The organism is Streptomyces krungchingensis (genome assembly GCF_054729265.1).
This window is the reverse complement of sequence record NZ_JBPUKY010000002.1, coordinates 812,486-838,860: the sequence shown is the minus strand read 5'-3', so window position 1 is coordinate 838,860 and position 26,375 is coordinate 812,486. Positions and strand designations below refer to the sequence as shown.

Here is a 26,375-nt window from a genome sequence, read left to right as displayed (position 1 = left end):
GCCCTTGACCGTACCTGCCGTCAACCTTACCGTAGCGACCACTCCAATTGGAACGATCGCTACGGCAAGAGTCGTGGGCGGGACGGCGAGGTGAACGGTGGGACCACGAACCCCCGACAACGGGGACGACGTCTACGACGTGGCGGTGATCGGATACGGGCCCACCGGTGTCACCGCGGCCAACCTCCTGGGCAAGGCGGGCCTGAAGACCGTGGTCCTCGATCGGGACGCCGAGGTGTTCTCCCGGGCTCGCGCCATCTCCACCGACGAGGAGGTCGTGAGGATCTGGCAGCGGGTGGGGCTGGCCGACCGTCTCGTGCAGGACATGCTCACCGAGCGGCCCGTGGACTTCGTCGACGCGGGCGGTCGGCCGTTCATCACCGCGGTCCCGAGGCCGCGCGGACACGGGCATCCGCCGCAGATGTTCATCTACCAGCCCGCCCTGGAGCAGGTACTGCGCCAGGGCGTCGGCAGATACCCAGGCGTCGAGATCCTGCTCGGACACGAGTGCCTGCGTGTGAGACAGGACGACGACGGCGTGGAACTGACCGTCCTGGACGTGGAGAGCGAAGCGGTCCGCAGGCTGAGGGCCACCTATGTGATCGCCGCCGACGGCGGCTCCAGCCTGACCCGGGCGCAGCTCAACATCGGCTACGAGGGCCGCACGTACGAGGACCGGTGGGTGGTCATCGACACGAAGATGCTCAAGCCGTGGCCCGACCACGACAGACTGCGGTTCCACTGCGACCCCGGGCGTCCCGCCGTCGACTGCCCGACGCCACTCGGCCATCACCGCTGGGAGTTCCCGATCCTGCCCGGCGACGACGAGAAGGAGCTGACCACCGAGGACGCCGTCCACCGGCTCGTCGCGCGGTACGGCATCGGACGCGACAGCGTGCAGGTGCTGCGCGCCACCGTCTACAGCCACCACGTGCGCTTCGCCTCCCGCTTCCGCGTCGGACGTGTCTTCCTCGCTGGGGACGCGGCGCACGCGATGCCCCCGTGGATCGGGCAGGGCATGGCCGCCGGTGTCCGCGACGTGGCCAACCTGTGCTGGAAGCTGGAGGCAGTCCTCCGCGGACAGCTTCCCGAGAGCGTCCTCGACAGCTACGAAGCCGAGCGCAAGCCCCACGTCAAGGAGGTCACCCGCCGCGCCGTGTTCGTCGGCCGCATCATCACCGAGCGCCGCGCGGCGGTCGCCCGCGTGCGCAACGCGGCCGGACGCGTGGTGAACCGGATGCCAGGGCTTGCCGGCCGGATCCAGGACGCCCACTGGATCCCGGTGGCCCACTACGACGCCGGCCTGCAGGCCGGTCCCCGCACCAGGGCGACCGGCAGCCAGGTCCCGCAGCCCTGCGTCACCGCCGCGGACGGCACCCGGGTCCGTCTCGACGACGCGCTGGCCGGGCGGTGGCTGCTGCTGCACGCCGGGTCCCGCACGCCGCAACCCGCCTGGGACCGCCTCGGCGTACCCTCCCTCACCGTCCTGCCCACAGGGTCCGAGCCCGCCCAGGGCGCCCTCGTCGACGCCGACGCGGTGCTGCTGGCCTGGATGGCCGCCCGCCGCGTGTCCGTCCTGGCCCTGCGCCCGGACGCCTACGTCTACACCGCCGCCCCCGCCGGCCGGCCCCTTCCACCGCCACCGGCCGGCTTCACGCCCGCTCGGGCGGCGGCTCACCCGACCGCGACTCCCACCCAGTGAGGAATCCGTCATGACCTCGACCACCACACCGCCCGAGCTGCGGGAGACGACCTACGACGTCGCCGGACGGAAGATCTTCGCCGCGGAGACCGGCGACGGACCGCCCGTACTCCTGCTGCACGGCGGCGGCCCCGGCGCCTCCGGCGTCTCCAACTACCGGTGCAACATAGGGGAATTGGCAAAGGAGTACCGGGTCATCGTCCCCGACCTGCCCGGCTACGGCCGCAGCACCAAAGGCATCGACAGCGCGGACCCCTTCGGCTTCCTCGCCGACCACATCCGTGGCCTGCTCGACGAACTCGGCCTGCATAAGGCCCACTTGGTCGGCAACTCCTACGGAGGCGCCTGCGCCCTCCGGCTCGCCCTGGACACCCCCGATCGCGTGGACCGCATGATGCTGATGGGCCCCGGCGGCATCGGCACCACACGCGCCCTGCCCACCCCCGGCCTCAACAGCCTCCTGAACTACTACACCGGGCAGGGGCCCTCGCGGCTGAAACTGGAGAAGTTCATCCGCCACTATCTCGTCTTCAACGCCGCCGAAATCCCCGACTCGGCCGTCGACGAGCGCTACCGGGCCAGCATCGACCCCGAGGTCGTCGCATCCCCGCCCCTGCAGCGCCCCTCCGGCCCCAACGCGCTGCGGACGCTGTGGAAGATGGACTTCACCCGCGATGCACGCCTGGACCGCCTCCCCGTGCCCACCCTCGTGCTGTGGGGCGCGAACGACAAGGTCAACCGCCCCTCGGGAGGGCGGACGCTGGCCGCGCGCATGCCCAACTGCGACCTGTACGTGGCCGCCAACACCGGCCACTGGGTCCAGTTCGAGCGCGCCGCCCTCTTCAACCGGATCTGCGCGGACTTCCTGGCAGGCCGCCGATGACCACCACCGCGTCCGTCTTCGGCGCCGTCCACCTCGGCTACATCGTCATCGAGACCGAACGCTTCACCGACTGGCGGCGCTTCGGCACCGACGCCATCGGCATGCACCACGACGGCCTCGGCCCCGACCTGATGCGCTTCCGCCTCGACGACCAGGAATGCCGCTTCCTCGTCCGCCGCGGAAGCGCCGAGGACGTGGTCGCCACCGGCTGGCACATCGACGACCACACCGCCTTCGAGCAGATCGAGGCCCGCATCCGCACCCACGGCGTCCCTCTGCAGCAGGGGAGCGACGAGGAAGCCGCCCTGCGCGGAGTCGAACGCCTGCTGCGCTTCGCCGGGCCCAAGGGCATCACCCAGGAGATCTACACCACCCCACGCCGATCGCCCGAGCCGCTGCGGATGCTGGCCTCCGGCTTCGTCACCGGCGACTCCGGCATGGGCCACATCGCCCTGACCTCCACCAAACCGGCCCGGATCCGCGGCTACTTCAACACCGTCTTCGACGCCCGTCTGACCGACTGCATCGAGGAGACCATCAGCGGCGTCCGGCTGAAGATCCGCTTCCTGCGGGTCGACGAGCGCCACCACTCCGTCGCCGTCGCCGCCACCCGCGGCCTGCCCCTGGACCCCGTCCGCACCCGGGTGCAGCACCTCAACATCCAGGCCGCCACCCTCGACGACGTCGCCCAGAGCTACCAGCGCGTCCACGAACTCGGCTTCGACATGGCCCTGTCCGTCGGCCAACACACCAACGACCGTGAGCTGTCCTACTACGCCCGCACCCCCTCCGGCTTCGAATGGGAGGTCGGCTGGAACCCCCTGGTCATCGACGAGACCACCTGGGAGCCCAGCACCCTGGAGGGCATCAGCGTCTGGGGGCACCTGCCCGTCGGCCAGACGATCACCGACAAGCTCGCCCAGTTCCGCGTCGGTGCCCGCTCCCTGTCCCGCAACGAGGACACCGTTCCCGCCCTGAGCGGAGCCGGCATCCCCGACGAGTGACCCGCCGGCACAGCCGCGCCACCGCGCGACGCCGGACCGCCTTCCCACGCCCTGCACTTTGCGAAGGAACCCCGCATATGCACCACACCCCCGCCCGCCGCGCCAGGAGGCCCCAGTGAGCACCGCGACCGCAGCGGTCGACGGCGCCGTGACCAAGGTCGCCGCCGTCCTCGACGAGGCCGCTCGCACCAGGACCCCCTGCCCGCCCGTCCGCTCCCTGCTGCCCGCAGGTGACATCGACACCGCCTACGCCGTCCAGCGCCTCCACGTGAGCCGGGCCGTGGCCGCCGGCCGACGCCCGGTCGGCCGCAAGATCGGTCTCACCTCCCCCGCCGTACAGAAGCAACTCGGCGTCGAACAGCCCGACTTCGGGGTGCTCTTCGCCGACATGGCGGTGCCCGAGGGCCGGCCTGTGGAGGCCGGACGGCTGCTCCAGCCGAAGGTGGAGGCCGAGGTCGCCCTCGTGCTCGGAACGGACCTGCCCCACCGCGCCCCGACGGTAGCGGACCTGCTGCGCGCCACCGCGTTCGCGCTGCCGGCGCTGGAGATCGTCGACAGCCGGGTGGCCGGCTGGGACATCGACATCGTGGACACGGTCGCGGACAACGCCTCCTGCGGGCTGTTCGTCCTGGGCGGCACCCCGACGCCGCTGGACCGCGTCGACCTGCGCGCCGTCCGCATGACCCTCACCCGCGACGACGAGACGGTCTCCGAAGGCACGGGCGCCGACTGCCTCGGATCGCCGCTGACCGCCGCACTCTGGCTCGCCGCCACCCTCGCCGACCGCGGTGACCCGCTGCGCGCCGGTGACATCCTGCTCACCGGAGCGCTCGGCCCGATGGCCGTCGCCACCGCTGGGGACGAATTCACCGCCCGCATCGAAGGGCTCGGCACGGTCAGCACCTCTTTCGCCACCGGCGCCGCGGACACCGGGGAAGGACGCAGCGCATGACCACCAAGGCCGCCGTCATCGGCTCCGGCAACATCGGCACCGACCTGATGATCAAAATCCTGCGACTGTCGCAGTCGCTGGAGGTCGCCGCCATGGCCGGCATCGACCCGGACTCCGACGGCCTCACCCGCGCCCGCCGCCTCAAGGTCGCCACCACCCATCAGGGCGTGGACGGCCTGATCAGCCTGGACGAGTTCGCCGACGTCTCCATCGTCTTCGACGCCACCTCGGCGGGAGCCCACCGCCACAACAACGACGTGCTCCAGGCCACCGGCCGCACCGTGATCGACCTGACCCCAGCAGCACTCGGCCCGTACGTGGTCCCGCCCGTCAACGGCGACGCCCACCTCGACGCCCCCAACGTCAACATGGTCACCTGCGGCGGACAGGCCACCATCCCCGTCGTCGCGGCCGTCGCCGCCGTCACCCCCGTCCACTACGGCGAGATCGTCGCCTCGATCTCCTCCCGCTCGGCCGGACCCGGCACCCGCGCCAACATCGACGAGTTCACCGAGACCACCTCCGCGGCGATCGAGAGGGTCGGCGGCGCCACCCGCGGCAAGGCCATCATCGTGCTCAACCCGGCCGAACCCCCGCTGATCATGCGGGACACCGTGCACTGCCTGGTCGGCGGCTGCGACGAGGCCGCGGTCACCGCCTCCGTCGACGAGATGGCCGCCCGCGTACAGACCTACGTACCCGGCTACCGGCTCAAGCAGAAGGTGCAGTTCGACCGCGTGGGCTCCGACGATCCGCTGAGGTCGCTGCTGCCGAAGGCTTCCCGGTCAGGCGACGCCGCGAAGGTGTCGGTGTTCCTCGAGGTGGAGGGTGCCGCACACTACCTGCCCGCCTACGCCGGCAATCTCGACATCATGACCTCGGCGGCGCTGCGCACCGCGGAACGCATGGCAGCCCACCGCGCCACGGAGGTGGCATCCCGATGACCTCGCTGTACGTACAGGACGTGACCCTCAGGGACGGCATGCACGCCGTCCGCCACCGTTACAGCGTCGAGCAGGCCGGCACCATCGCCGCCGCCCTGGATGCCGCCGGAGTCGCCGCGATCGAGATCGCCCACGGCGATGGCCTGTCCGGCTCGAGCATCACCTACGGCGTCGGCGCGCACACCGACTGGGAGTGGATCGAGGCGGTCGTCGGGGCCGTGACGCACGCCGTTCCGACCACACTCCTCCTGCCGGGCATCGGGACACTGCCCGACCTGCGCCAGGCTCAGTCTCTGGGCATCCGCTCGGTCCGAGTCGCCACCCACTGCACCGAGGCCGACATCTCCGCCCAGCACATCGACGCCGCCCGAAGCCTCGGCATGGACGTGGCCGGATTCCTGATGATGTCCCACATGGCCGAACCGGCAGAACTGGCCCGGCAGGCCAAGCTGATGGAGTCCTACGGAGCCCAGTGCGTGTACGTCACCGACTCAGGTGGCCGACTGACCATGGACGGTGTGCGTGACCGACTTCGCGCCTACCGGGACGAGCTTTCGCCGGACACGGAAGTAGGCATGCACGCTCACCACAATCTCGGTCTGGGTGTGGCCAACTCAGTCGTCGCCGTGGAGAACGGTGTCACCCGCGTCGATGCCTCCCTCGCGGGCCAAGGCGCCGGCGCCGGCAACTGCCCCCTGGAAGCCTTCGTCGCTGTTGCCGACCTGATGGGCTGGCAGCACGGCTGCGACCTGTTCCCCCTGATGGACGCCGCCGACGACCTCGTCCGCCCGCTGCAGGACCGTGAGGTACGCGTCGATCGCGAGACTCTCACCCTGGGCTACGCCGGCGTGTACTCCAGCTTCCTCCGCCACGCCGAGGCCGCCGCCCGCCGCCACGGCGTCGACACCCGAGAAGTCCTCGTCGAGGTCGGCAGGCGCGGACTGGTCGGTGGTCAGGAAGACATGATCACGGATATCGCACTTGACCTTGCCAGGGTGCGGACGCATGCCTGAACGCGGTGCATCGACGGCTCTCACCGACTGCAATGGGATGGCCCGGCGGCATGGCACCGCCTGGCCCTGTTCCACCAGCAGGACATGCTGCCCGAAGTAGCGGCACTCCCCCGCTTGGACCGAACGGCACCGCCGGACCCTGGATACGCCTAATTCCCGGCGCGAGCCATGAGGAGCGGCTGGAAGAAGCCGGTCTCCTGGGGGAGCCGCCACTCGGGGTCGACGAACCTGGCCTCGGCTGCGAGGGTCGCCAGCCGGTCCCGGCCGAGGGCCCAGTAGGTGGTCCGGCGGACCTGCACGCGCCATTCTCCGCCCGTCGGGAGGAGTTGGAAGTGTTCCAGGTCGTAGTGCTCACCGTCGTCGTGCCAGTGCCACAGCTGGAAGGTGACGGTTCGCTCCTCGCCGTCGGCGCCATCGGCGTGCCCGTGAACTTGTGGAGGCATCGAAGCGGGGCGCTCGCGTCGCAGATCGTCGTAGGGACGTGTGCTGACCAGCAGCAGGCCGCCGGGACGCAGCACGCGACGCATCTCGGCCAGGGCAGCGTGCACATCCTGCTCTGTCAGCAGGTGAGGCAGCGCGTTGTCAGCGCAGACGACAGCGTCGAACCGGCCGTCGGCAAACGGCAGATACCGCATGTCGGCCACAGCCGTGCACAGGCTCAGGTTCCGGCGGCCGGCCTCGCGGGCGGCGCGGGCGGCGGCTCTGGGGCTGAGGTCGGTCCCCGTGACACGGTGCCCGTGCAGCGCCAACCCGATGGCCTGCGTGCCGATCCCGCAGGAGCAGTCGAGCACCTGCGCGTGCTCCATACCGATCAGGGCGTCCAGAGCCTCGCCCTGCCGGCGAGTGCTCGCGTCCCAGTCCGGGTAGATCAGGTGGTAGTCGTCTGCCAGTTCGTCGTAGAAGCGCGCCACCGATGTCTCGGGCATGGCGCGAGATTATCGTGCTTGATTCCGCGTGGGCAGTCGCTACCTGCTCGGGCTTCCTCCATGCCTACAACTACCGTCGCTGCCACGCAGCAACCGGGGATGGCTCACTAGGATGCGGAGTTGGGGGATACGCTGCGCACAGGACCTCAAGGAAGCATGTCGCCGCGGTTCACGCAGTTGTACGAGCCGTCGTCATTGCGCCCCACGCTGTCGTACGACCAGCAGTGAAGCGCCGGTGCGAGCGTCCACATCCGAAGTGCCATGAGCGCGCCGACGCAGGCGACGGCCGCCCAGCCCGCAGAGGACCGCCATCCGGAGAGCGCCAGTCCACCGAGGGTCACCAATGCTGCGAACCCCAGCGTGTAGACGGCCAACGGCCCCATGTTCTCCCGCAGCCCGGGAAAGGACTCCATCTCGATGGTCGCCCCGAAACTGATCAACACCACGAGCACGGCACACGCGAAGACGAGGGCGGCTGTGCAGCCACGCGCTGCACGTGCGTACGGCCCGGGCCTGTACTCGCCCTGCTCCACCGGCTGTTCCTCGTTCACGGCTGTACCTCGTCTTCGGGTGAGCCGTGATCGTAACGGGACGACAGAGCGAGACAAGAGACGGTTGGGCGTACCGACCCAAGATGCTTCAGGACCCCGAGTGTGTCCGATGTGGCCGTGATCCGTGTGTGACGACGTTGCGGTTGTCCCGTCCTACTGGACCTTCTCCCTGTCACGCTTGATCTTGGTGGTTTGGCTGCCCTGGAACTTCACTACCGGCGGGCGGCCACTTGTTACTCTTTCGGATCATGCGAGCCCTCTTCCCAGGATCCTTCGACCCGGTCACTCAAGGGCACCAGGACGTACTCCGGCGCGCTGCCCTCCTGTTCGACGAGGTCGTCGTGTGCGTGATGTTCAATTCGAGCAAGACCGGGCGCTTCCCCATCACGGAACGGGTGGACCGGCTCCGCGGGGCAGCAACCGGCTTGAGCAACGTCACGGTCGACTCCCACACCGGCGGCCTGCTCGTCGACTACTGCCGCCGAGTCGGAATCGACGTCGTCATCCGCGGAGTCCGCGGTGTTCGTGACCTGGACTACGAAATGCCGATGGCCCGCATGAACCACGAACTGGCCGGAGTCGAAACGCTGTTCATCGCTGCCGACCCCACCCTGGCCCACATTTCCTCCACCCTCGTCACCGCGACGAGTCAACAGGACCGCGTCCCGAACGACGATGCGAGCGAGCTTCTTCCGGCGGGTGGGGGCGGCAGCGAGAGTTCCTGAGGCGGGATGTCGGATGCACCCCTGACGGGACGAGGATCCTCTGGTACTCGCAGATCAGGGGTAGCTATGTGACGACATCGTTCCGAGGGAGCTCATCTTCCTCGCCGATGACGAGGGAAACAGCGTCACCGTCAACGTTCCGACGCAGCGGCGAGCATGACTGCCCCGAGGCGGTCGTATAGGACGAGTCGGGATCCATGGTCACCGTGCGCGTGCCGATCGCCTTGCCGGACGACTGGATCGCCGACCACCGACGGCGTCTGCACCGGGTGATGAATCACTGGGTTCCGATGCTGTCGGAGTAGGGGGCCAAGCCGTCGCCGGCACATGAGTGTGCATCCGCGGGCACGGCTTGTCGACAACTCTGCCGAATGCCCGGCCCCGCAATGGCAGCGTGGTGCAAGCCTGGTGCAAAAGCCGCGGGGACGCTGTAGTCCGGGGTCACTTCGGTATGGCCGGTGTCAGGCGACGCCTGCGATTCCGGGCCGGCCGAAGTGATGTGCGCCTGCCTTCACGGCACGAGACAGCGCCCCCCTCCTTTCAAGGTTTGATCAGTCACATCACTGCGGCTGCTGCCGGACCGGGTTCAGGACAGAGCCCACCACCTTGGGTTCGCACAGCTGCGAGGAGTTCGAGATGCGCAAACTCTCATCACTGTCCATGGCCACCGCCCTCGTTGCCGTAGTAGGTGCGGCGGTCTTCGCCGCACCGGCCGGAGCGGCGACCACGCCGCGCGGGACCACACTCGCCGACGGTTCCGCAGGGGCATCCGAGCATGCCTCGCAGGACACGATGAAGCTCATTCAGGGCTTCTACGCCGCCTTCGCCAAGGGAGACATTCCCGACGCGCAGAAGTTCGTGACCGACGACTTCATCATGCACGTGCCGGGGAAGGGCCTCAACGCCGGGGAGTACTGGGGCAAGGAGGGCCTTCGCGAGTTCATGGGCCACATCCTCGGCTACAACGGCGGCACCTTCGAACTGAAGGTGCCGCACTTCGCGGTGAACGGCGACACCGCGTTCACCCGTGAGGTCGTCACGCTCAACCGGAAGAAGGATCCGGCGAAGATCTGGACGCTGCGCTTCACCATGCAGTACAAGATCAAGGACGGCCGGGTCTCGGAGGCATGGACCATGCCCGAGGAGCAGGAGGCCTACGACGCCTACTGGACACCGTCGCTCGACACGCCCCGCGGCACACCGGCCTCCGCCCGGCCGGCTCCGTCCCTGCCCGACGGGGCGCACGCCGTCTCCCCCAAGAACACCGGCTTCCTGAACACCTTCTACAACACGTTCTGGAGCGGGGACCTCGACGGGATCCACCGCATGGTCTCGGACGACGTCGAAGTGCGCATCCCCGGACACTCCGACATCTCCGGCGTCTACAAGGGATGGGAGGGCTTCCTCACCTTCCGTGAGCGCGTGATGGCCACCGTCGGCAGCCGGTACAAGCTGGATGTGTCCGCGATGGCGGGCGACAGCGCCGGGGGCTTCGCGCGCGAGTTCATCCGGATGAACCGCCCCTGGGATCCAGAGGTCAAGTCGATCGACGTGACCATGTACTACACCATCCGCCACGGAAAGATCGTGAAGATGGAGGACGTTCCGGTGGACACCAATGCCTGGCAGGACTTCTTCACGAACCCGCACAAGGGAAAGTAGCCCCACACCGTGCAGCGTCCGGGTCCGAGTCCGGGTCCGAGTCCGGCAACACGGTTGCCGGACCCGGACGTTGACGGCCGAAGGGGCTTGCCGCAACGGGTGCACATGACACGGCCGACCGCCGGCGGCCACGCCCTTGGACGCCGCCCGCCCGCCTGCCGGCGTTCTGCCTGGCAGAGCTGCGCAAGTCCCCTCTTCCAGCAAGACGTCGTCGCTTTGGACGTCGTCCGCACCGTACATACGAAGGATCCGCTATGCCCGCCGTAACCGTCGAGGATCTCCTGGTCCTCCCCCGCCTCCCGCACCCTGAAGCGACCGCCGCCGACCGGCCCGTCCGCCGCGTGGTCACCGCGCCCCAGCAGCGGGAGGGGGCCGGTTTCATGGTGCGCCGCCCGTTCCCGAGCGCTGCTCTGCCCGACGCGGACCCCTTCTTGCTGCTCGACCACGTCGGTGAGACCGTCTACCAGCCCTACGAGGCCAAGGGCGCCCCCTGGCACCCGCACCGCGGATTCGAAACGGTCACCTACGTCATCGACGGCACCGTGGTGCACCACGATTCCAACGGTGGCGGAGGGGTGATATCGGATGGGGACACGCAGTGGATGACCGCAGGGTCGGGGATCCTGCACGACGAAGTCCCCAGCGAGGAGGTCCTGGCCAAGGGCGGCCTCAGTCACGGCATCCAGCTGTGGGTGAACCTGCCCCGCACTCGCAAGTGGGCGCAGCCGCGCTACCAGGACGTCCGGGCGGACAGACTCCGGCTGCTCACCTCCGATGACGGCGGGGCGCTGGTACGACTGATCGCCGGTGGTCTCGGCGGCTACCAGGGACCGGGCATGACCTACACCCCGATCGTCTATGCGCACGCGAGTCTGCTTCCCCAGGCGCGGTTGCGGACGGGGTGGGATCCACAATTCAGCGCGATGGTCTACGTCCTGCAGGGAGCGGGGAGCGTGGGCCCGGACAGGCGCCCCGTGAGGGAGGGGCAACTGGCGGTGTTCGGTGCAGGCGATGTCCTCACTGTGCAGGCGGGAGACCATCAGCGCGGCCGCACCGGCCGCTTCGAGGTGCTGCTGCTGGGCGGCGTGCCTCTGAGGGAACCGATCGCCCGCTACGGCCCGTTCGTGATGAACACCGAGGCGGAGATCCGGCAAGCCGTCGAGGACTATCAGCAGGGCAGGATGGGGCACATTCCCGCGGCCCACCTGGGAACGTCGTAGGGGTGTGGCAGGGAGGCGATGTTCACTGCGCCGGGGCCGACGCGGGCGCCGTCGTTCGGTGCGGGCCCGGCAGCGCCCGCCGGGGGTGAGGGAACGGCGGGCGCTGCAGGGGGTGTTGTCGCCGTCAGCGGGAGCGGACGTAGGCGGTGAGGCCGGCGCGCAAGGGGGCGGGCACCGCTCGATACAGGGCTATGTGGAGCAGTTCGCCGACGAAGGTGAGAGCGTCGCCGTCGGCTGTCAGGAGGCCGACGCGGAGGGCTTGTTCGACCTGCTGGGCTGTTCTCCAGCCGTCGGTGCCCGCCGCTTTGAGCAACTGCTCGAAGCGAAAGGTGGCGCCGATGAGGGCCGCGGTGCGCAGCAGGTGCGTCATCGGCTCCCCGACGTGGTGGACCAGGTCGTGCGCGGCGTTGATCAGGGTGTCGGGCAGGTGGTCCGGGTCGTCCAGGGGTGCGCCCTCGCGAGCGGCTTTCAGCGCGGCCAGGACCAGAGCGGGGCGGCCGGCGGTGAGCTGGTGGACCCGCTGGGCTGCCTGTGGCACGTCATGGCGGGCGGCCAGCTCGGCGACGGTGTGGGTTCCCAGCGGTTCAAGGGGCAGCTGGGTGGAGTGGGGCAGATGCCGTGCGATGCGGTCGGCGCCGTCCTCCCGCGTGCCGAGGACCACCATGATCCGTTGGCCGGCGGCGTCCTGGGAGAGGTGATGGAGGGTTTCCAGGGTGCGTGCGTCCGCGCAGTGGGCGTCGTCGACGGCCAGCAGCACGGGGTGGTCGGTGGAGAGTCTGCGCAGGAAGATGGCGGCTGCGTCGGTGTGTCCGTGTGCCGGGAACCTGGCGTGCTCGTCGCCCTGGCGGGCGGGCCCGGTGAGCGCGTCGGTGTGTGGGATGACGGCCTGCAGCCGGTCGGCGATGCCGTCGGCCGCGTGGGTGACCTCCTCAGGCCGGGCGGTGCGGCAGAAGTCCTCGATGGCCTGCTCAAGTATGGGGGTTTCCAGGAGGCGTTCGGGCCCGGGGCAGCGTGCGGCAAGGACGGTGGCGCCGTGGTGGTGGACGTGGCGGCGCAGTGCGGACAGCAGGGCGGAGGTGCCGGCTCCGGCCCCGCCGCGCACCACGACGGTGGTGGGGTGCCCGGCGAGCGTCTGCCGCCACCCTGCCTGCAGTTGGTCGAGTTCTTCGTCCCGGCCGGTGAGGTGCTGGTGGGGTGCGTCGGCCTCTGCTGCGGACCGCGGGTGCGCGGGGGTGGGGGTCGGCCGGCCCTGGAGGATGGCGCCGTGCAGGGCCTCGGTGCGCGGGTCGGGGTCGGTACCCAACTCGGTGCGCAGGGTGCGGCGCAGCCGGCTGAAGGTGTGCAGGGCGGCGCCGGCCGAACCGAGACGGTACTGAGCGGCCATCAGGGCGCGCCATGCCGGCTCGTCGTAGGGGTCGTCGTGTGCGGCTGCCGAGGCCAGGTTCGCGGCCTGCCGGTGGTCGTGCAGGTGTTCCGCGGCCCGCCAGGCGGCCTCGCGTGCACGGCGCAACAGACTCTGCAGCGTCCGGTCGAGGTCCGCGCTCCAGCCGGCGGGCTGGAACTCCTCGACCGCGCGGCCCGCACCGAGCAGGCCCAGTGCCCGGCGGGCGGCGACATCCGCGAACGCGGGTTCACCGGCGCTTAGGTGGCGCTCGGCCGCCCGGGTCAGGCGGGCCGCCTCATCCACGTCGACCTGCCAGCCCGTGGTGTTGAGCCGATATCCGGAACCTGCGCGCTCCAGGCAGGTGCCGAGCACTTTGCGTAGCCGGCTGACGAGCGAGGCGACCGTCTGCGTGGCGGTGAGCGGGGCGCGGTCGGGCCAGAGCGTCTCGATGATGGTGTCCTTGCTGACGACCCGATTGCGGTGGACGGCCAGCAACGCGAACAGCAGTACCGCGCGTCCCTTGGGGAGGCTCGGCGGGTTGTCGGATGGTGCCCCCGTCAACTCCAGTGGCCCGATGAGCCGCAGGTGGACGGGGTCTCCCAGGACGAGTGAGTTCGTGCAGGACGGCATGCGGGTGGTGCTCTTTCGTGGTGCGGGGCAATGACTGGCATCCAGCCTCGCCGCACCGCGCTCCTGCCCGCCAGCGGCCGGCGGGACGACAACCCCTCGGTTTCGGCCCGTGCCCTCGCCGAGCGCGCTGCAGGTGGGCGGGCGTTTCAGGACCGGGTTTGCAGCGCGCCGTGGACCACGGCGCGCAGGGCCGTGAAGGAGTCGGCGAAGCGCTCCAGTCCTTCCTTCTCGAGGGCGGCCATGATGTCGTCGTAGGCGATGCCGACGGCCTGGAGCCGGCGCAGGACCTCGGCGGAGTCCTGGTAGGTGCCGCGCACGTCCTGGGGTGGAAAGGCGGCGTGATCTGCGACCGCGTCGAGCGTGTTGCGGGGCATGGTGGTGATGGTCCCCGGTGCGAGCAGTCCGGTCACATAGCGGGTGTCGCCGTAGTGGGGGTTCTTGGTGGCGGTGGAGGCCCACAGGGGTCGCTGCGGGCGGGCGCCCGCGGCGTGCAGGCGCTGCCAGCGCCGTGTGGAGAACTCCTTTTCGTACAGGTGGTAGGCCAAGCGGGCGTTGGCGAGTGCGGCCCGCCCCTGCAGGGCCGCCTGGGTGGGGCCGCCCTGTTGGGCGAGGCGGGCGTCGACGGCGGTGTCGACGCGGGAGACGAAGAAGGAAGCGACCGAGGCGATCGGGGCAAGGGGGTGTCCCTGCGCACGGGCACGCTCCAGTCCTTCGAAGTAGGCGTGGATGACCTCGCGGTAGCGGCGCAGGCTGAAGAGCAGCGTCATGTTGACGCTGATCCCTTCGGCGAGCAGCAGGGTCAAAGCGCGCACCCCTTCCACCGTGGCCGGCACTTTGATCAGGACGTTGGGCCGGTCGACGAGCCGGTGCAGCCGGCGTGCCTCGGTGAGTGTGGTGACGCTGTCATGGGCCACCAGTGGGGAGACTTCCACGGACACATACCCTTCGATGCCGTCGGAGGCTTCGTAGGTGGGGCGCAGCAGGTCACAGGCCTGCCGCACATCGTGTGCCGTCAGGGCCCGCAGCGCCTCGTCCACGTCCGCGCCTGCGCGCCGCAGTTCCTCCAGTTGCCCGCGGTAGGGACCGCTGCCGTCACCGATGGCCGCTTGGAAGATCGTGGGGTTGCTGGTGATGCCGGTGACTTTCCCGGCGTGGATGAGTGAGTGCAGTGCGCCCGACTCCAGGTCGCGCCGGTTGAGATCGTCCAGCCACACGGCGACGTCGTGCGCGGCGAGTTGGGCGAGGGGGTCGCTCATGGGTGTCGTTCTTTCGTTCCGGGGCCTGCGTGCCGCAGGCCATCTGGGTGTGCGGTGAGCCTGGAGGGCGGCGTTGCAGCCGAATTGCACTGCGCGGCCGGGCGGGCGGGGCGCCGGCCGGGCGGGCGGGGCGCCGGCCGTGCAAGGGCGGTGCAAGGCGCCGCGCCAGTGTGGGCAGCGCGTCTTCGCCCCGCCGGACTCGTCCTGGCTTCCGGCCGCTGACACCCCGTCGGTACCGGGAGGCGGAAACGTCCTGTACCGGCGGCCGTGGCCTGATCCGTGGGCCACACGGCCGTGCGCGCGGACATGCCGCCGGCCGGGGCGCGGGGTGACCCCGCACAACCACCCGTCCCGGGCGGCCCGGTGCCCTCGCGGGAGAGGACCGCCCGGCCGCCCGGGGCTGTGGACGGAACGCACAGACGGGTTGCGCGATGGCCCGATCCGTGGGGAGTGCGGCCCAGAGGCCGGACATGGCGGACCGCACAGCACGGGTTGAAGGTCCGTGAAGGCGCTGATCAGGCGCCGTGATCCTGACATCCGGATCGTTCGAGAAAGGCCCTGTGATGATCGACTCGACTGCCTGGGAGCGTGTGCGATGACCGCCTCATCGTCTCTGGCCGCCAAGCAGCGGCCGGAGTTTCTGGTTGCGTTGGCGTTGGCGGCGGGCCCGGTGGTGGCGCTGGGCTTCACCCGGTTCGCCTATGCGCTGCTGCTGCCGGCCATGCGCGAGAAGCTGCACTGGAGTTATGCGGCGGCCGGCGGGATGAACACCGCCAACGCGCTGGGCTACATCATCGGAGCCGCCACCGCGGCCTGGTGGTCGCGCCGCTTCGGCTCCGCGAAGGCGTTCGTGTGGGGCATCGTCATCAGTGCTCTCACCCTGCTCGCCTCCGGGGCGACCGACAACTTCGCCGGCCTGACCGTCCTGCGGTTCATCGGCGGCCTGAGCACCGCGGTGACCTTCGTGGTCGGCTCGGCACTCGCCTCCCGCGTCCACAGCGGCGGCCAACAGGCCCGCTCGGCCTCCCTGGTCGGGATGTACATGGCCGGCGTCGGTATCGGCGTGGTGCTCTCCGGCGTGGTCGTGCCCACGGCGCTCACGGCCTGGGGCGCGTCCGGCTGGCAGGCCGGGTGGCTGCTGATGGGGCTGCTCGCCCTCCTCGCCATCGGACCCGCCGCCTGGGCCGCACGCAAGGTACCCGAGCAGGCCACCAGCAGTGCCACCCACAGCGGCCGCACCGGTCTCAAGCCGCTGACGCCCCTCTTCGTCTGGTACGTGCTGTTCGGCGCCGGCTACGTGTCCTACATGACCTTCGTCATCGCCCTGCTGCACGGCCAAGGCATGAAGGTCTGGGGCACCGCCACGTTCTTCATCGTGCTGGGCGCAGCCTCCGCAGCGGCGACGCTGCTGGTGTGGGGCCGGGTGATCGGCCGACTGCGCGGCGGCACGGCGCCCGCGCTGGTCTCGGCCGTCGTGCTGGTCGGCGTACTGCCGGTGCTGCTGTGGCACGGGATGGGCGCCGCGATCGCCTCGGCGATCATCTTCGGCGGCTCGTTCATGGCCGGGCCCACCGCCGTGACCGTCCTGGCCCGCCGGATGCTGCCCGCGCACGCCTGGACCTTGGGCATCGCCCTGCTGACGGTCGCCTTCAGCGTCGGCCAGGCAGTCGGCCCCCTGATCTCCGGCCTGCTGTCCGACTCCTCCGGAGGCATTGCCAAGGGCCTGTGGCTGTCCGTCGTACTGCTCGCCGTCTCCGCCGCCGTCGCCCTCGTCCAGCGCGAACGGACGGCAGAGCACCCACACCGGGAAACGACGCCTGCCGCCCCCGCCCCGAGCGCCGTCCAGCGCTGACCCCACCCCCCCTCAAGGAGCACGACCCCCATGTTTCACCGCATCCTGGTCGCCGTCGACGGCAGCCCCGCCTCGCACAGCGCGATCCGCACCACGGCCGAAGTGGCCCTCCTGACCGGCGCACAGGTCCGTGTGCTGCACATCGACACCTCCGAGGTGGTGTACGACACCGTCGTCGGCCTGGAGGACGACTCCACCGCCCACCTGGTCCTGGACACGGCCGTGACAACCCTGCGGCAGGCCGGCGTCCAAGCCGACGGCGAACTGCTGGACGGCCTGGTCTCCGATGTGGCGCAAGCCGTGCGGGAAGCCGCCGAGGGCTTCGACGCCGACCTGATCGTCGTCAGCCCGCACCACCGCAGTCGTCTCGCCAGCTGGTTCTCCCCCAGCGTCAGCATCTCGATCGCCCACAACAGCCGCACCGCAGTGCTCCTGGCCCCCGGGCAGGTCTGAGATGCCCCACCGCACGGTGCAGCTCGAACAACCAGTCGTCGCTGCCGCCGGCTCCTGACGAACAACGCGGTCCCGGCACCCCTCGGCCCTCCCGGGCCGGCAGGCGCCGGGGCCGCGAGAAAGGCATCATGGCAGTGCCCCAGCAACAGATCATTCTCGTACGGCATGCGGAGACGGCCTGGAACCGCTCCCGCCGCTACTACACCGGGCAGGACGATCCCGACCTGACCGCCGCGGGCAGGCGCGAGGCCGGTTTGCTCCTGCCGCATCTCGAGGCCTACCAGGACGCCCACGTGCTGTGCAGTCCAGCACTGCGAGCCCGCCGCACCGCACAACTGGCGGGCCTGACCGCGGACATCGACCCCGGCCTGCGGGAGTGGAGCTACCGGCTTCCCGACGGCCACACCGTGGACGAGCGCTGCCGAAGCGGACCGTGCCGCCACGACATCTGGGACGACGCCCTGCACACAGAAGCGTGCACGGGCGAATGCCTGCCGGAGGTGGCCGCCCGGGCGGACCTTGTGCTCGACTGTGCCCGCCGCCTCACCGCCGGCGGCAGGCCCGTCGTCCTCGTCTCGCACGGCAACCTCATCCGGCTGATGACCGCCCGCTGGCTCGGCCTGTCCGCCGCGGCCGGGGCACACCTGGCGCTGCGCACCGCCTCCATAGGACGCCTGGCCCGGTACGACGGGCGTCCCAGTCTGCTGGGCTGGAACTTCAGCCCGTCCTTCGACGACCGGCTGCTCGCCCGCCCGCCGGCGGCCGCCGACGCCCCACGGCATCGTCCCTGAACCCCGCTCCCCTGGCCTCGTCTCCTGGAGGATTCGTTGGACACCCACCCGCCCGTACACCTCGATCCGCATGCCGAGTGCTTCCTGGCGCAGCTGGCCGCGGCCGACGCGCCGCCGCTGGAAAGCCAGTCACCCATCGAGGCCCGGGCCGACGCCCTGGCGGCCCAGCGCGCCGCCCAGGCGGTGCTCAAGCCCGTCCACATCCACGAGCAGCACCTGCCCGTAGGGCCCAGCGGCACGGTGCTGGTGCGGATCGTGCGGCCGGAAGGTTCCTCGGGCGTACTGCCGGCCGTGATGTACTGCCACGGCGGCGGCTGGGTGCTGGGTGACCGCTTCTCCTACGACCGCACCACCCGCGACCTGGCCCACGCCGGCGGCGTGGCCGTGGTGTTCGTGGAGTACACCCGCTCACCGGAGGCCCGTCATCCTGTCGCGCTCGAAGAGGTCTACGCGGCCACCGCCTGGATCGCCGAGCACGGGCGGGAACTGGGCCTGGACGGGTCTCGGCTGGCGGTCGCCGGGGACAGCGCGGGCGGCAATCTGGCCACCGCCGCCGCCCTGCTGGCCAAGCGCCGGGGCGGCCCTCACCTGCTGCAGCAGGTTCTCTTCTACCCCGCGCTGGACGCCGGTTTCGACACGCCGTCCTATGAACAGTTCGCCGAAGGCTTCTTCCTCACCCGCGCGCAGATGCGATGGTTCTGGGACCACTACGCGCCCGACGGCTCGGTGCGCACCGAACCGACCGCCGCACCGCTGCGGGCCACGACTGAGGAGTTGGCCGGGATGCCGCCGGCCCTGGTGATCACGGCCGAGGCGGACGTGCTGCGTGACGAGGGCGAGGCGTATGCCCGCCAGCTCACGCAGGCAGGTGTCCCCGTGGTCGCGGTCCGCTACCTGGGGGCGGTCCATTCGTTCACCGCGCAGGACGCGCTGGCGGCCTCTCCGCTCGCCGAGGCGGCGATCAACCAGGCCGGACAGGCACTGCGTCACGCTCTGGCAGCGCCCCGAGCCGAGACGGGGGGTCGCTGATGTCGACGGCCCTGGTGCTCGGCGGAGGCGGCGTGACGGGGATCGCCTGGGAGCTGGGAGTGCTCCAGGCGCTGCAGGAAGCGGGGGTGGACCTCACGGGCGCCGACCTGGTGGTCGGCACCTCGGCCGGATCGGTCGTGGCCGTCCAGGCCACCAGCGGAGTCAGCCTTCATCACCTCCTCGCCGACCAGCTGGCGCCCGCCGGCACCTCACAGGAGGTGAAGGCCGTCTTCGACCCGCAGCAGGCGGCGGCCGCCCTCACCAAGCTGATCGAGGGCGCCCACGACGAGCGGGAGACCAGGGCCCGGATCGGTGCCATGGCCCTTGCGGCACACACCGTCTCGGAGGCCGAACGGATGCGGATCATCCAGGCCCGGCTGCCGGTCGACACCTGGCCCGCCCGCCGGCTGCTCATCACCGCGGTGGACGCGCACACGGGCGAACTTGCCGTGTGGGACGGCACCTCGGGCATCCCACTGACATCCGCCGTGGCGGCCAGCTGCGCCGTGCCCTGCATCTGGCCGCCCGCCACCGTCGCCGGACGCCGCTACGTCGACGGCAGCGTCCGCTCCACGACCAACGCCGACCTCGCCCTGGGCCACGACGTGGTGGTCGTCCTCGCGCCCGACACCGGCCCCGGCCTCAACCCCGCATCTCAGGGACTGGCCGGTGAGATGCCGCTGCTGCACGCGCACAGCCAGGTCCTGGTCATCACACCTGACGACGCCGCACTCGACGCGATCGGCCCCAATCCGCTGGACCCCGCCCGGCGGCCCGCCGCCGCCCACCACGGTCAGCGACAGGGACAGGCGCTGACCGGCACTGTGCGAAAGGTCTGGCCCGCTACTACCGCCGGATAGCCGCACGCGATGACCGGCCGGCCGTCGCCGGTCTGCCTACCCGTGCAACCGCCCTGCGACGTACCGTCGAAAGGTGCTCCGGGAAGAAGCCACCGGCTCCGCCGCCACGCCTTCGGACCGCCGCCCTCGGTATGGGCTTGCCGACGCGGCCTGGGAGTTCGTACTGACTTCCGTCCTGCTGTACTGCGTGGTCACCGCCGCCCGCTGGCTGACATCACCGGACTCGCCGCTCGCTGTGAACAGCACGCGCGCGGCGACAGCGATGGTGGGGGTGGTGGTCGGCGTCCTCCTCGTGGTGCTGATCATCTCCCCGCCGGGGCGCTGCTCCGGCGCCCACATGAACCCTGCGATCAGCGTCGCGCTGTGGCTGATGGGTGCCTTCCCCGGGCGCTACGTGCCCGCCTACGCCGCCGCGCAGCTGGCGGGCTCGGTGGCGGGCACCGCGCTGGGGCGGCTGTGCTGGGGCCCGGTGGTCTCCCGGCCCTCGCTGCGCTATGCCGCCGTGCACCCCGGCCCAGGGTGGAGCACGGCCGCGCTCGTGGTGACGGAAGCCGGCTGCCTCATCCTCGTGGTCGTGATGGTGGGGTTCTTCCTGGCCCGCCCGTCCATCAGCCGCTGGCTCCCCTACGCCGTCGGCACGGCGACGGCCCTGATCATCACCGTGCTGGGGCAACTGAGTGGAGGCTCGGCGAACCCGGCACGCCAGCTGGGTCCCGCGCTGCTGTCCGGCGGCACCCGACTGCTGTGGGTCTACCTGGCCGCCCCGCTGGTCGGCGCATCGATCGGGGCCGCGGTCCACTGCCTGTTCCAGCGCCGCCTGGGCGCGCCCGCACCGTGCACCTACCGGCTGTGCGGGAACGACGCCGCCCTGCGACGTCGGGCCCGACAAGTGGCCTGAGGCACGTACGCGACGGTCGGTCGTCCCGGTCCTCAACGTTCGCGATCATCCTGCGGATCGTTCGCTTCGGCCGCGGCGACCTCAGCTCCTGGGGGTCGAGCGGGACAGGCGGATCGCCGAGACGAGGAAGAAGATCCCGCCGAGCGTGGCGTAGCCGGCGAGGCTGGTCAGAGAGGGGTCGTCCTCTGTGGCGCTCCGGATGAAGTTCCCGCCGGCGAGGACGGAGATGCCGCCGCTGAGGATCATGGCCCACTGGCCGCCCATCGGTCGGCGCGCTATGCCCACGAGGAGCTGGATGAGGCCGGAGACGACCGCCCACGCGCCCCAGACGCGCAGCACGTCGGCGACGCCCGAGGTGCTTGCGACCGCGACGCCGACGGCGGCGAGCACGCTGACGGCCATGTTGGCGTAGAGGCCCTTGACCGGCCCGGTGTCGCGCGCCGACCTGGCGTCGACGACGGCCGCGGCCACGTCGAAGGCGGGATAGAGGACCAGCAGCAGCTTGGCCCCGACGGTGAGCTCGGAGCCGAACAGCAGCAGGAGCCCGGCCCACGCGGCGGCGAAGACGAAGCGGATGACGTACAGCCGGCGCAGGGCGGGCGTGGCGCCGATGGACTCGGCAGTGGCGGTGGATGCCATGGGGTTCTCCAGTGACTTCGAGATAGAGAGAACGATCTTTCTTGTCTGCAGCCTGGCACAGCCCATCCCGCGAAAACAAGAGAGAGCGTTCTACCCGCTAGGATGGGTGGCATGACAAAGACGGAAGCCGGCACAGGCACCGGCAGGCGAGTCTCCGAGGCCCGGGAACGGCTCCTGAGGACCGCCGGGCAGCTCTTCTACGCGGAGGGCATCCACACGGTGGGCGTCGACCGTCTGGTCGCCGAGTCGAAGGTCACCAACGCCACCTTCTACCGGCACTTCCGCAGCAAAGAAGACCTTGCCGTCGCCTACATCGGAAGCGTCGACCAGGCGATCCGCACCCAGATCGACTCCCTGACGGCAGCGGACGTGCCGGCCGACGGCATCCTGCGGGGCATCGGTGCATCCCTGGTCGAGCAGATCCGCTCGCCCGGTTACCGGGGATGCGCCTTCCTCAACGCGGCAGCGGAATTCCCCGATCCCGACCACCCGGTCCACCGTGCCGTCGTGCAGCACCGCGCATGGTTCCTTCAGACAATCACCGGACTGTTCGCCCAGATCACGGCCGCAGAGGCCGAGCACGCCGGGCGGCATTTCGCCATGCTCCGCGACGGTGCGATGAGCGCCGGCTACCTCGGCGACCCCGTCCTGGCCGGCGAGACCTTGCTGCGCGGCATCGATGGACTGCTGAGGATCCACACCGCCCGCGGGCTCGACGAACGCGCCTCCGCACCCGGCCAGCCCTCCTCGGCGGCCACGACGGTCTCCGGCATCGAGTGCTCGCCGCCCAGCGCTTGACGTGCTCCCTGACCTAAAGTCCAGGGATTCCGGCTTGGCCCGTCCGGCCCTTCCGGGGGCCTCCTGCTTCGCCGCGCTGTGCGGGCACGTGTGCCCGTCTTACCGGCGCTCCACAGGCGTTTGACGTCTCCGCCCGTCCGGCGGCGACGCTTCGGCGTCCTTCGAACAGGACATTGCGGGCTGCGTTGTGGTCGCGGTCATGCACGATGCCGCACTCGCCGCACGCCCACTCCCGCACATGCAGGGGCTTGCGGCCGTCCCGGAATCCGCAGGCCGAGCAGACCTGGGAGGACGGGAAGACGCGGTCCACCTTGGTGAAGGTGCGGCCGTGCTTGGTCGCCTTGTACTGGAGCATGCCGACGAACGCGGACCATCCCGCGTCGTGCACGGACTTGGCCAGCCGGGTACGTCCGAGGCCGAACACCGCGAGGTCTTCCACGTACACCGCTTGATTGTCGCGGAGATCTGTGTGGAAGCCTTGTGGTGGAAGTCCCGGCGCCGGTCCGCCACACGTGCGTGCCGGCGTGCGACCTTGATGCGCGCCTTGGCCCGGTTCCTGGATCCCTTGACCTTGCGGGACAGCTCCCGCTGAAGGCGCCTGAGCTTCTTCTCTGCCCGGCGCAGAAAGCGGGGGCTGTCGATCTTGCGGCCGTCGGACAGGACGGCGAAGGCGGACAGGCCGAGGTCGATACCGCACTCCGTCGCCACCTTCGGGAGGGTGTCCGGCTCGGTGTCGACGACGAAGCTGAGGAAATATCGGCCGCAGCTGTCCTTGGTGACGGTCAGGGACGTAGGCGCGGCCGGTAGTGGACGGGACCACTTGACCTTGAGGTCGCCGACCTTGGCCACATACACCGTGCCGTTGCCCTTCAGAGAGAAGGCGTTGGTGTTGAGGCGGATCGACTGCCGACTGTCCTTCTTCGACTTGTAGCGCGGCGGCCCGACCGTACGGCCCTGCCGCTTGCCCGTAACCGAGTCGAAGAAGTTCTTGAACGCGGTGTCCAGGTCACGCAGGGACTGTTGCAGGACGACCGCCGACACGTCGGCAAGCCAGGCGCGCTCGGCGGTGCGCTTGGCCTCAGTGATGCGAAGCCTGGACAGCTCAGCCGACTTCACATACGGCAACCCGGCCGCGTGCGCTTCCTTCCGGTCGCGCAAGCAGTCGTTCCACACCACACGCGCGCACCCGAACGCACTGGCCAGCGCACGGCGCTGCGAGGCGTCCGGGTAGGCCCGGTAGTTGTAGCGGAGCTGCACGCCCACGACCCTAGTGCGATTGGTCTCATGGAAGGGCAGAACGACTACAAGCGTGGAAGGCATGTTGTTTCGGTGATGCATGTGCACTTGGTCATCGTGACCAGGTACCAGCGCAAAGCCTTCGACGACGAGATGCTGACACGCTGCGTAGAGACCATGCGCAAGGTCTGCGAGGACTTCAAAGCGGAACTGGAAGGAGATCAACGACGAACGCAATCACGTCCCCATCGTGCGGCGGAGCACCGTTGACGATCGTCCGCCATTACAACGAGCAGCAGGAACGTCCGCTCCGAAGTGCACGTCAGAGCAGCCCTAAGATGCATTCCTCCCCGGCGTGAACACTGGGGCTTTCTGCAAAAGTCCCTGTAACCGCAGGTCGGGGCGCGACCGGCCGCGTTGAGCGCCGAGCGGACCGAGGCGCGATCTACTGCCGGTGCGGGCGTCAGTCCCATGCGTTGAAGAGCACTCCGCCCAATGTTGAGATGCCGTAGGAGCGAATTGCGCGCCACTCGCCCTCGGTCAGGACCGAGGTGTCGACGTCCGAGAGCGGCAGAGTGAGCCGGCCGCGATCGAGCACTACGAAACCCAGGTCGGCGAAGGCACAGGCCCACGGTGGCGGTGCGAGGAACTCCTCGGTGTACCAGTCCCGGTGTTCCTGAGCGAAGGCGATCCAGGGGTGGTGGGCGTGACACAGGATGACGTACTCGCCGATGTCCTCGACGACCGTCGCGGTGTGGAACGTACGCGGGTACGTCTGGTCCTCCATCTCGCCCACATGACCTTTGGCCGCCCGGGCGGCCGCATACAGCGCTGCGCGGAACGTCCGCCGGTCGGTTTCCGGCAGCGGCCCGTCCTTCGGCTGGAAGAAGCCCGTGGCGCCTCGCGGCAGTGTGAACGCTGCGTCCTTGTCTACGGCCATGTGGCTCATTCTGCCGAGGAGGCCGAGCTCGGCTTCGGCCGTTCTCCCCCGACCCGGCGAAGTCAGGGCCGAAAGCGTGGGAAGCGGGTCCGAAAGCACGGCCATGCCCGCGCAGGCGTACCTGGTTTTCCTCTGTGTACCGGCGGACCCCCCCGCCGCACCGGCACCCTCGGAGATCGCCATGCTGTCCCGTCCGCACTGTCCCCACCCCGCAGTTGCCCAGACCGTATGGGCCGCGGACGCCCCACACCGGATGACGCCACCTGCGACAAGTGCCGCTCGGACGGCTGTGCTGGCGCTGCCCGCCGAGCCGGCCAGCGTGGGCGTCGCCCGTCACTGGACCACCGACCTGCTCGCCCGGTGGGGAGTGAGTGCGGACGACCTCGACGCGGCCGCACTGGTCATCAGCGAACTGGCCGCCAACACCGTCCGTTACGGTCACTCGGAGATGACCGTCCGCCTCCTCCAGCGGGCGGACCGGCTGTACCTGTGTGTGACGGACTCCGGAGGTCCTTTGGCGGCCCACCGTCTTGTCATCCCGCAGGAGTTGGCCGAGCACGGTCGCGGCCTGGCCATCGTCGAGGCACTGGCCGAGAGGATCGAGGTCACCCGCGAGCCGGAGGGATGGCGTGTGGGTGCGGTGCTGCGTGTGACGACGGCCGGGAACCCGACGGCGCGACCCGCCGCCGGCGTGGTCGGACGGTAAGCGCCCGAGGTGGCACCACGCTCCCGCGGAAACTCCTCCCCCTGCCGCCTCGATCAGCACCAACGGTCAACGACCCGTGGCGCGCTCGGCGCCGGGTGCCGCCGGTGTCTCCCGGTCGCCGGGGAGTGAGGTGCCGCCGAACGGCCGGCAGCCGGGATCGGTGGGGTGGGAGGAGGTCATGGGACCGTCCGGCTGCGTGCTGCGGAAGCGTGCGCGGTAGGCACCGGGAGTGATGCCCAGCTCGCGCTGAAAGGCGCGGCGGAGCGTTTCCGCCGAGCCCAGTCCGCTCCTGCGGGCAACCATGTCCAAGGGGTCGGTGCCCGATTCGAGCATGCTCTGCGCCGCCTCCAGGCGGATCTGCTCGACGAACCGGGCGGCCGTGGTACCGGTCTCCTGGCGGATCAGTCGGGTGAGGTGGCGCACGCTCACCCCCGCGCGCGCTGCCAGCGCAGGCAGCTTGTGGTCCGCCTGGGGAACGGCCGTCACGGCGTCCAGCACCGCGCGCACGCCGGCGCTGCGGCAATACCGTGCGCGCAGCCGGACACTGAACTGGGACTGACCGCCCGGCCGGGCCATGAAGACCACCAGGTCCTTCGCCGCGGCACGCGCCACCTCCGGGCCCAGGTCCTCCTCCACCAGCGACAGCGTGAGGTCGATGCCCGCCGTCACGCCCGCCGAGGTGATGATCCGTCCGTCACGGATGAACAACGCATCACGGTCCACACGCACCGACGGGAAGCGGGCGGCCAACTGGTCGGCCTGCCGCCAGTGAGTGGTCACACGGCACCCGTCGAGCAGTCCCGCGGCCGCCAGCGGGAAGGCGCCCGCGCACAGGGAGGCCACCCGACCGGCCGAGCGCGCCAGCCGCGTCAACTCCCCGATCAGCCCGTGGTCTTCCACCGGCACGTGCCAGTTGGGGCTGCCGGGAACCATGAGCGTCCCGATCCGCCCCGGCCACTCCTCAAGCCTCCCATCGGCCGCAAGCCGCAACCCGGACGTGGTTCGCACCTCCTTGCCGCCGGGAGAGAGCGCAACAACCCGGTAGCGGCCGCCATGGTCGTTGGCGGCCGCCAGGACGTCCAGCGGCCCGGTGACGTCCAGCGCCTGCACCCCGTCGTAGAGAACCATCACGACGAGGTGGGTACGGGGACGCCTGTCCGCGTCGGCCTGGCGGTTCGAGCTGATCACGACTGCCAGAGTCAGGCCAGGCCTCACGGCGGGGCAAGGACCGAAATCCCTCGCATCCGGCCATCGCCCACAGGACGGCCCGGACGGGGCCGGGCCGGGAGCCTGCGGATATCGGGCGGTCGTCGACCCCTGC

Annotated in this window: 24 protein-coding genes and 3 pseudogenes; 19 read left to right on the top strand and 8 right to left on the bottom strand. The window is 70.3% G+C overall.

Annotated elements, in window-relative coordinates:
* Positions 1 to 97 precede the first annotated feature (97 nt).
* The 6 genes from ACSYGO_RS44480 to dmpG all read left to right on the top strand — a co-directional run bounded on the left by ACSYGO_RS44480 (position 98) and on the right by dmpG (position 6,498).
* Positions 98 to 1,702: a bifunctional 3-(3-hydroxy-phenyl)propionate/3-hydroxycinnamic acid hydroxylase gene (locus ACSYGO_RS44480; RefSeq protein ID WP_426674912.1), complete on the top strand. Its 1,605-nt coding sequence runs from the start codon at positions 98 to 100 to the stop codon at positions 1,700 to 1,702.
* 10 nt (positions 1,703 to 1,712) lie between these two features.
* Positions 1,713 to 2,585: an alpha/beta fold hydrolase gene (locus tag ACSYGO_RS44475; protein ID WP_460390218.1), complete on the top strand. Its 873-nt coding sequence runs from the start codon at positions 1,713 to 1,715 to the stop codon at positions 2,583 to 2,585.
* Positions 2,582 to 3,589 (top strand): VOC family protein, encoded by a 1,008-nt coding sequence (locus tag ACSYGO_RS44470; RefSeq protein WP_426674914.1) that lies wholly within the window; start codon positions 2,582 to 2,584, stop codon positions 3,587 to 3,589. Before ACSYGO_RS44475 ends, ACSYGO_RS44470 begins: the two co-directional genes overlap by 4 nt.
* Before the next feature lie 115 nt (positions 3,590 to 3,704).
* Positions 3,705 to 4,541, top strand: coding sequence for a 2-keto-4-pentenoate hydratase (locus ACSYGO_RS44465; RefSeq protein ID WP_426674915.1), 837 nt, complete (start codon positions 3,705 to 3,707; stop codon positions 4,539 to 4,541).
* Entirely contained in the window at positions 4,538 to 5,485 is a 948-nt protein-coding gene (locus tag ACSYGO_RS44460) for an acetaldehyde dehydrogenase (acetylating) (RefSeq protein WP_426674916.1), read from the top strand. Before ACSYGO_RS44465 ends, ACSYGO_RS44460 begins: the two co-directional genes overlap by 4 nt.
* Positions 5,482 to 6,498 (top strand): 4-hydroxy-2-oxovalerate aldolase, encoded by a 1,017-nt coding sequence (dmpG, locus tag ACSYGO_RS44455; RefSeq protein ID WP_426674917.1) that lies wholly within the window; start codon positions 5,482 to 5,484, stop codon positions 6,496 to 6,498. Before ACSYGO_RS44460 ends, dmpG begins: the two co-directional genes overlap by 4 nt.
* Positions 6,499 to 6,647: 149 nt before the next feature.
* On the opposite strand, the gene ACSYGO_RS44450 is transcribed toward dmpG, so the two are convergent.
* Both ACSYGO_RS44450 and ACSYGO_RS44445 read right to left on the bottom strand, forming a co-directional pair.
* Positions 6,648 to 7,424, bottom strand: coding sequence for a class I SAM-dependent methyltransferase (locus ACSYGO_RS44450; protein ID WP_460390217.1), 777 nt, complete (start codon positions 7,422 to 7,424; stop codon positions 6,648 to 6,650).
* Positions 7,425 to 7,570: 146 nt separating this feature from the next.
* Positions 7,571 to 7,975, bottom strand: coding sequence for a hypothetical protein (locus tag ACSYGO_RS44445; RefSeq protein ID WP_460390216.1), 405 nt, complete (start codon positions 7,973 to 7,975; stop codon positions 7,571 to 7,573).
* Positions 7,976 to 8,223: 248 nt separating this feature from the next.
* Between ACSYGO_RS44445 and coaD the strand changes: the two genes are divergently transcribed.
* From coaD to ACSYGO_RS44425, 4 genes and pseudogenes are all read left to right on the top strand, one after another.
* On the top strand, positions 8,224 to 8,700 hold the full coding sequence (coaD, locus tag ACSYGO_RS44440; RefSeq protein ID WP_460390215.1) for a pantetheine-phosphate adenylyltransferase: 477 nt from the start codon (positions 8,224 to 8,226) through the stop codon (positions 8,698 to 8,700).
* Positions 8,701 to 8,894: 194 nt separating this feature from the next.
* Positions 8,895 to 9,005: pseudogene (locus ACSYGO_RS44435) on the top strand (DUF5959 family protein); the annotation flags it as partial.
* A 331-nt stretch (positions 9,006 to 9,336) separates the two neighbouring features.
* Entirely contained in the window at positions 9,337 to 10,362 is a 1,026-nt protein-coding gene (locus ACSYGO_RS44430; RefSeq protein ID WP_460390214.1) for a nuclear transport factor 2 family protein, read from the top strand.
* 254 nt (positions 10,363 to 10,616) lie between these two features.
* Positions 10,617 to 11,582 (top strand): pirin family protein, encoded by a 966-nt coding sequence (locus ACSYGO_RS44425; protein WP_460390213.1) that lies wholly within the window; start codon positions 10,617 to 10,619, stop codon positions 11,580 to 11,582.
* A 124-nt stretch (positions 11,583 to 11,706) separates the two neighbouring features.
* On the opposite strand, the gene ACSYGO_RS44420 is transcribed toward ACSYGO_RS44425, so the two are convergent.
* Both ACSYGO_RS44420 and tal read right to left on the bottom strand, forming a co-directional pair.
* A complete protein-coding gene (locus ACSYGO_RS44420; RefSeq protein WP_460390212.1) occupies positions 11,707 to 13,596 on the bottom strand; it encodes a BTAD domain-containing putative transcriptional regulator in 1,890 nt (629 codons plus the stop codon).
* A 146-nt stretch (positions 13,597 to 13,742) separates the two neighbouring features.
* Complete coding sequence (tal, locus tag ACSYGO_RS44415; RefSeq protein ID WP_460390211.1) at positions 13,743 to 14,852, bottom strand: transaldolase; 1,110 nt, start codon at positions 14,850 to 14,852, stop codon at positions 13,743 to 13,745.
* A gap of 595 nt (positions 14,853 to 15,447) precedes the next feature.
* Here tal and ACSYGO_RS44410 point away from each other — a divergent pair.
* The 6 genes from ACSYGO_RS44410 (at position 15,448) to ACSYGO_RS44385 (ending at position 20,735) form a co-directional block, all read left to right on the top strand.
* Complete coding sequence (locus tag ACSYGO_RS44410; protein ID WP_460390210.1) at positions 15,448 to 16,704, top strand: YbfB/YjiJ family MFS transporter; 1,257 nt, start codon at positions 15,448 to 15,450, stop codon at positions 16,702 to 16,704.
* A gap of 30 nt (positions 16,705 to 16,734) precedes the next feature.
* Positions 16,735 to 17,157 carry a universal stress protein gene (locus ACSYGO_RS44405; protein ID WP_460390209.1) on the top strand — a complete coding sequence of 141 codons (423 nt, stop codon included), beginning with the start codon at positions 16,735 to 16,737 and terminating at the stop codon, positions 17,155 to 17,157.
* 128 nt (positions 17,158 to 17,285) lie between these two features.
* Positions 17,286 to 17,948: a histidine phosphatase family protein gene (locus tag ACSYGO_RS44400; RefSeq protein ID WP_460390208.1), complete on the top strand. Its 663-nt coding sequence runs from the start codon at positions 17,286 to 17,288 to the stop codon at positions 17,946 to 17,948.
* A 36-nt stretch (positions 17,949 to 17,984) separates the two neighbouring features.
* Positions 17,985 to 18,977, top strand: coding sequence for an alpha/beta hydrolase (locus tag ACSYGO_RS44395; protein WP_426674928.1), 993 nt, complete (start codon positions 17,985 to 17,987; stop codon positions 18,975 to 18,977).
* On the top strand, positions 18,977 to 19,837 hold the full coding sequence (locus tag ACSYGO_RS44390) for a patatin-like phospholipase family protein (RefSeq protein ID WP_460390206.1): 861 nt from the start codon (positions 18,977 to 18,979) through the stop codon (positions 19,835 to 19,837). The genes ACSYGO_RS44395 and ACSYGO_RS44390 overlap by 1 nt, the downstream gene beginning before the upstream one ends.
* A gap of 73 nt (positions 19,838 to 19,910) precedes the next feature.
* Entirely contained in the window at positions 19,911 to 20,735 is an 825-nt protein-coding gene (locus ACSYGO_RS44385) for an MIP/aquaporin family protein (protein WP_432172669.1), read from the top strand.
* Positions 20,736 to 20,816: 81 nt separating this feature from the next.
* Here ACSYGO_RS44385 and ACSYGO_RS44380 read toward each other — a convergent pair whose 3' ends face one another.
* Positions 20,817 to 21,374, bottom strand: coding sequence for a hypothetical protein (locus ACSYGO_RS44380; protein ID WP_460390205.1), 558 nt, complete (start codon positions 21,372 to 21,374; stop codon positions 20,817 to 20,819).
* A 102-nt stretch (positions 21,375 to 21,476) separates the two neighbouring features.
* Between ACSYGO_RS44380 and ACSYGO_RS44375 the strand changes: the two genes are divergently transcribed.
* A complete protein-coding gene (locus tag ACSYGO_RS44375; protein WP_426674932.1) occupies positions 21,477 to 22,172 on the top strand; it encodes a TetR/AcrR family transcriptional regulator in 696 nt (231 codons plus the stop codon).
* A 13-nt stretch (positions 22,173 to 22,185) separates the two neighbouring features.
* Here ACSYGO_RS44375 and ACSYGO_RS44370 read toward each other — a convergent pair.
* A pseudogene (locus ACSYGO_RS44370) lies at positions 22,186 to 23,429 on the bottom strand (RNA-guided endonuclease InsQ/TnpB family protein).
* Positions 23,430 to 23,456: 27 nt separating this feature from the next.
* On the opposite strand from ACSYGO_RS44370, the pseudogene ACSYGO_RS44365 reads away from it, so the two are divergent.
* Positions 23,457 to 23,767, top strand: a pseudogene (locus ACSYGO_RS44365) (transposase).
* Between the two features lie 104 nt (positions 23,768 to 23,871).
* Here ACSYGO_RS44365 and ACSYGO_RS44360 read toward each other — a convergent pair.
* Entirely contained in the window at positions 23,872 to 24,348 is a 477-nt protein-coding gene (locus tag ACSYGO_RS44360) for a hypothetical protein (protein ID WP_460390204.1), read from the bottom strand.
* A 289-nt stretch (positions 24,349 to 24,637) separates the two neighbouring features.
* Here ACSYGO_RS44360 and ACSYGO_RS44355 point away from each other — a divergent pair, with 289 nt between their 5' ends.
* Positions 24,638 to 25,054 (top strand): ATP-binding protein, encoded by a 417-nt coding sequence (locus ACSYGO_RS44355; RefSeq protein WP_460390203.1) that lies wholly within the window; start codon positions 24,638 to 24,640, stop codon positions 25,052 to 25,054.
* 66 nt (positions 25,055 to 25,120) lie between these two features.
* Here ACSYGO_RS44355 and ACSYGO_RS44350 read toward each other — a convergent pair whose 3' ends face one another.
* Entirely contained in the window at positions 25,121 to 26,242 is a 1,122-nt protein-coding gene (locus tag ACSYGO_RS44350) for a GlxA family transcriptional regulator (RefSeq protein WP_460390202.1), read from the bottom strand.
* Between the last annotated feature and the right edge of the window lie 133 nt (positions 26,243 to 26,375).

Coding starts and splice junctions, on each gene's coding strand:
- ACSYGO_RS44475 (WP_460390218.1), top strand. CDS start 1,713: ATGACCTCGACCACCACACCGCCCGAGCTGCGGGAGACGACCTACGAC.
- ACSYGO_RS44470 (WP_426674914.1), top strand. CDS start 2,582: ATGACCACCACCGCGTCCGTCTTCGGCGCCGTCCACCTCGGCTACATC.
- ACSYGO_RS44460 (WP_426674916.1), top strand. CDS start 4,538: ATGACCACCAAGGCCGCCGTCATCGGCTCCGGCAACATCGGCACCGAC.
- dmpG (WP_426674917.1), top strand. CDS start 5,482: ATGACCTCGCTGTACGTACAGGACGTGACCCTCAGGGACGGCATGCAC.
- ACSYGO_RS44450 (WP_460390217.1), bottom strand. CDS start 7,424: ATGCCCGAGACATCGGTGGCGCGCTTCTACGACGAACTGGCAGACGAC.
- coaD (WP_460390215.1), top strand. CDS start 8,224: ATGCGAGCCCTCTTCCCAGGATCCTTCGACCCGGTCACTCAAGGGCAC.
- ACSYGO_RS44430 (WP_460390214.1), top strand. CDS start 9,337: ATGCGCAAACTCTCATCACTGTCCATGGCCACCGCCCTCGTTGCCGTA.
- ACSYGO_RS44425 (WP_460390213.1), top strand. CDS start 10,617: ATGCCCGCCGTAACCGTCGAGGATCTCCTGGTCCTCCCCCGCCTCCCG.
- ACSYGO_RS44420 (WP_460390212.1), bottom strand. CDS start 13,596: ATGCCGTCCTGCACGAACTCACTCGTCCTGGGAGACCCCGTCCACCTG.
- tal (WP_460390211.1), bottom strand. CDS start 14,852: ATGAGCGACCCCCTCGCCCAACTCGCCGCGCACGACGTCGCCGTGTGG.
- ACSYGO_RS44410 (WP_460390210.1), top strand. CDS start 15,448: ATGACCGCCTCATCGTCTCTGGCCGCCAAGCAGCGGCCGGAGTTTCTG.
- ACSYGO_RS44405 (WP_460390209.1), top strand. CDS start 16,735: ATGTTTCACCGCATCCTGGTCGCCGTCGACGGCAGCCCCGCCTCGCAC.
- ACSYGO_RS44400 (WP_460390208.1), top strand. CDS start 17,286: ATGGCAGTGCCCCAGCAACAGATCATTCTCGTACGGCATGCGGAGACG.
- ACSYGO_RS44390 (WP_460390206.1), top strand. CDS start 18,977: ATGTCGACGGCCCTGGTGCTCGGCGGAGGCGGCGTGACGGGGATCGCC.
- ACSYGO_RS44380 (WP_460390205.1), bottom strand. CDS start 21,374: ATGGCATCCACCGCCACTGCCGAGTCCATCGGCGCCACGCCCGCCCTG.
- ACSYGO_RS44375 (WP_426674932.1), top strand. CDS start 21,477: ATGGGTGGCATGACAAAGACGGAAGCCGGCACAGGCACCGGCAGGCGA.
- ACSYGO_RS44360 (WP_460390204.1), bottom strand. CDS start 24,348: ATGGCCGTAGACAAGGACGCAGCGTTCACACTGCCGCGAGGCGCCACG.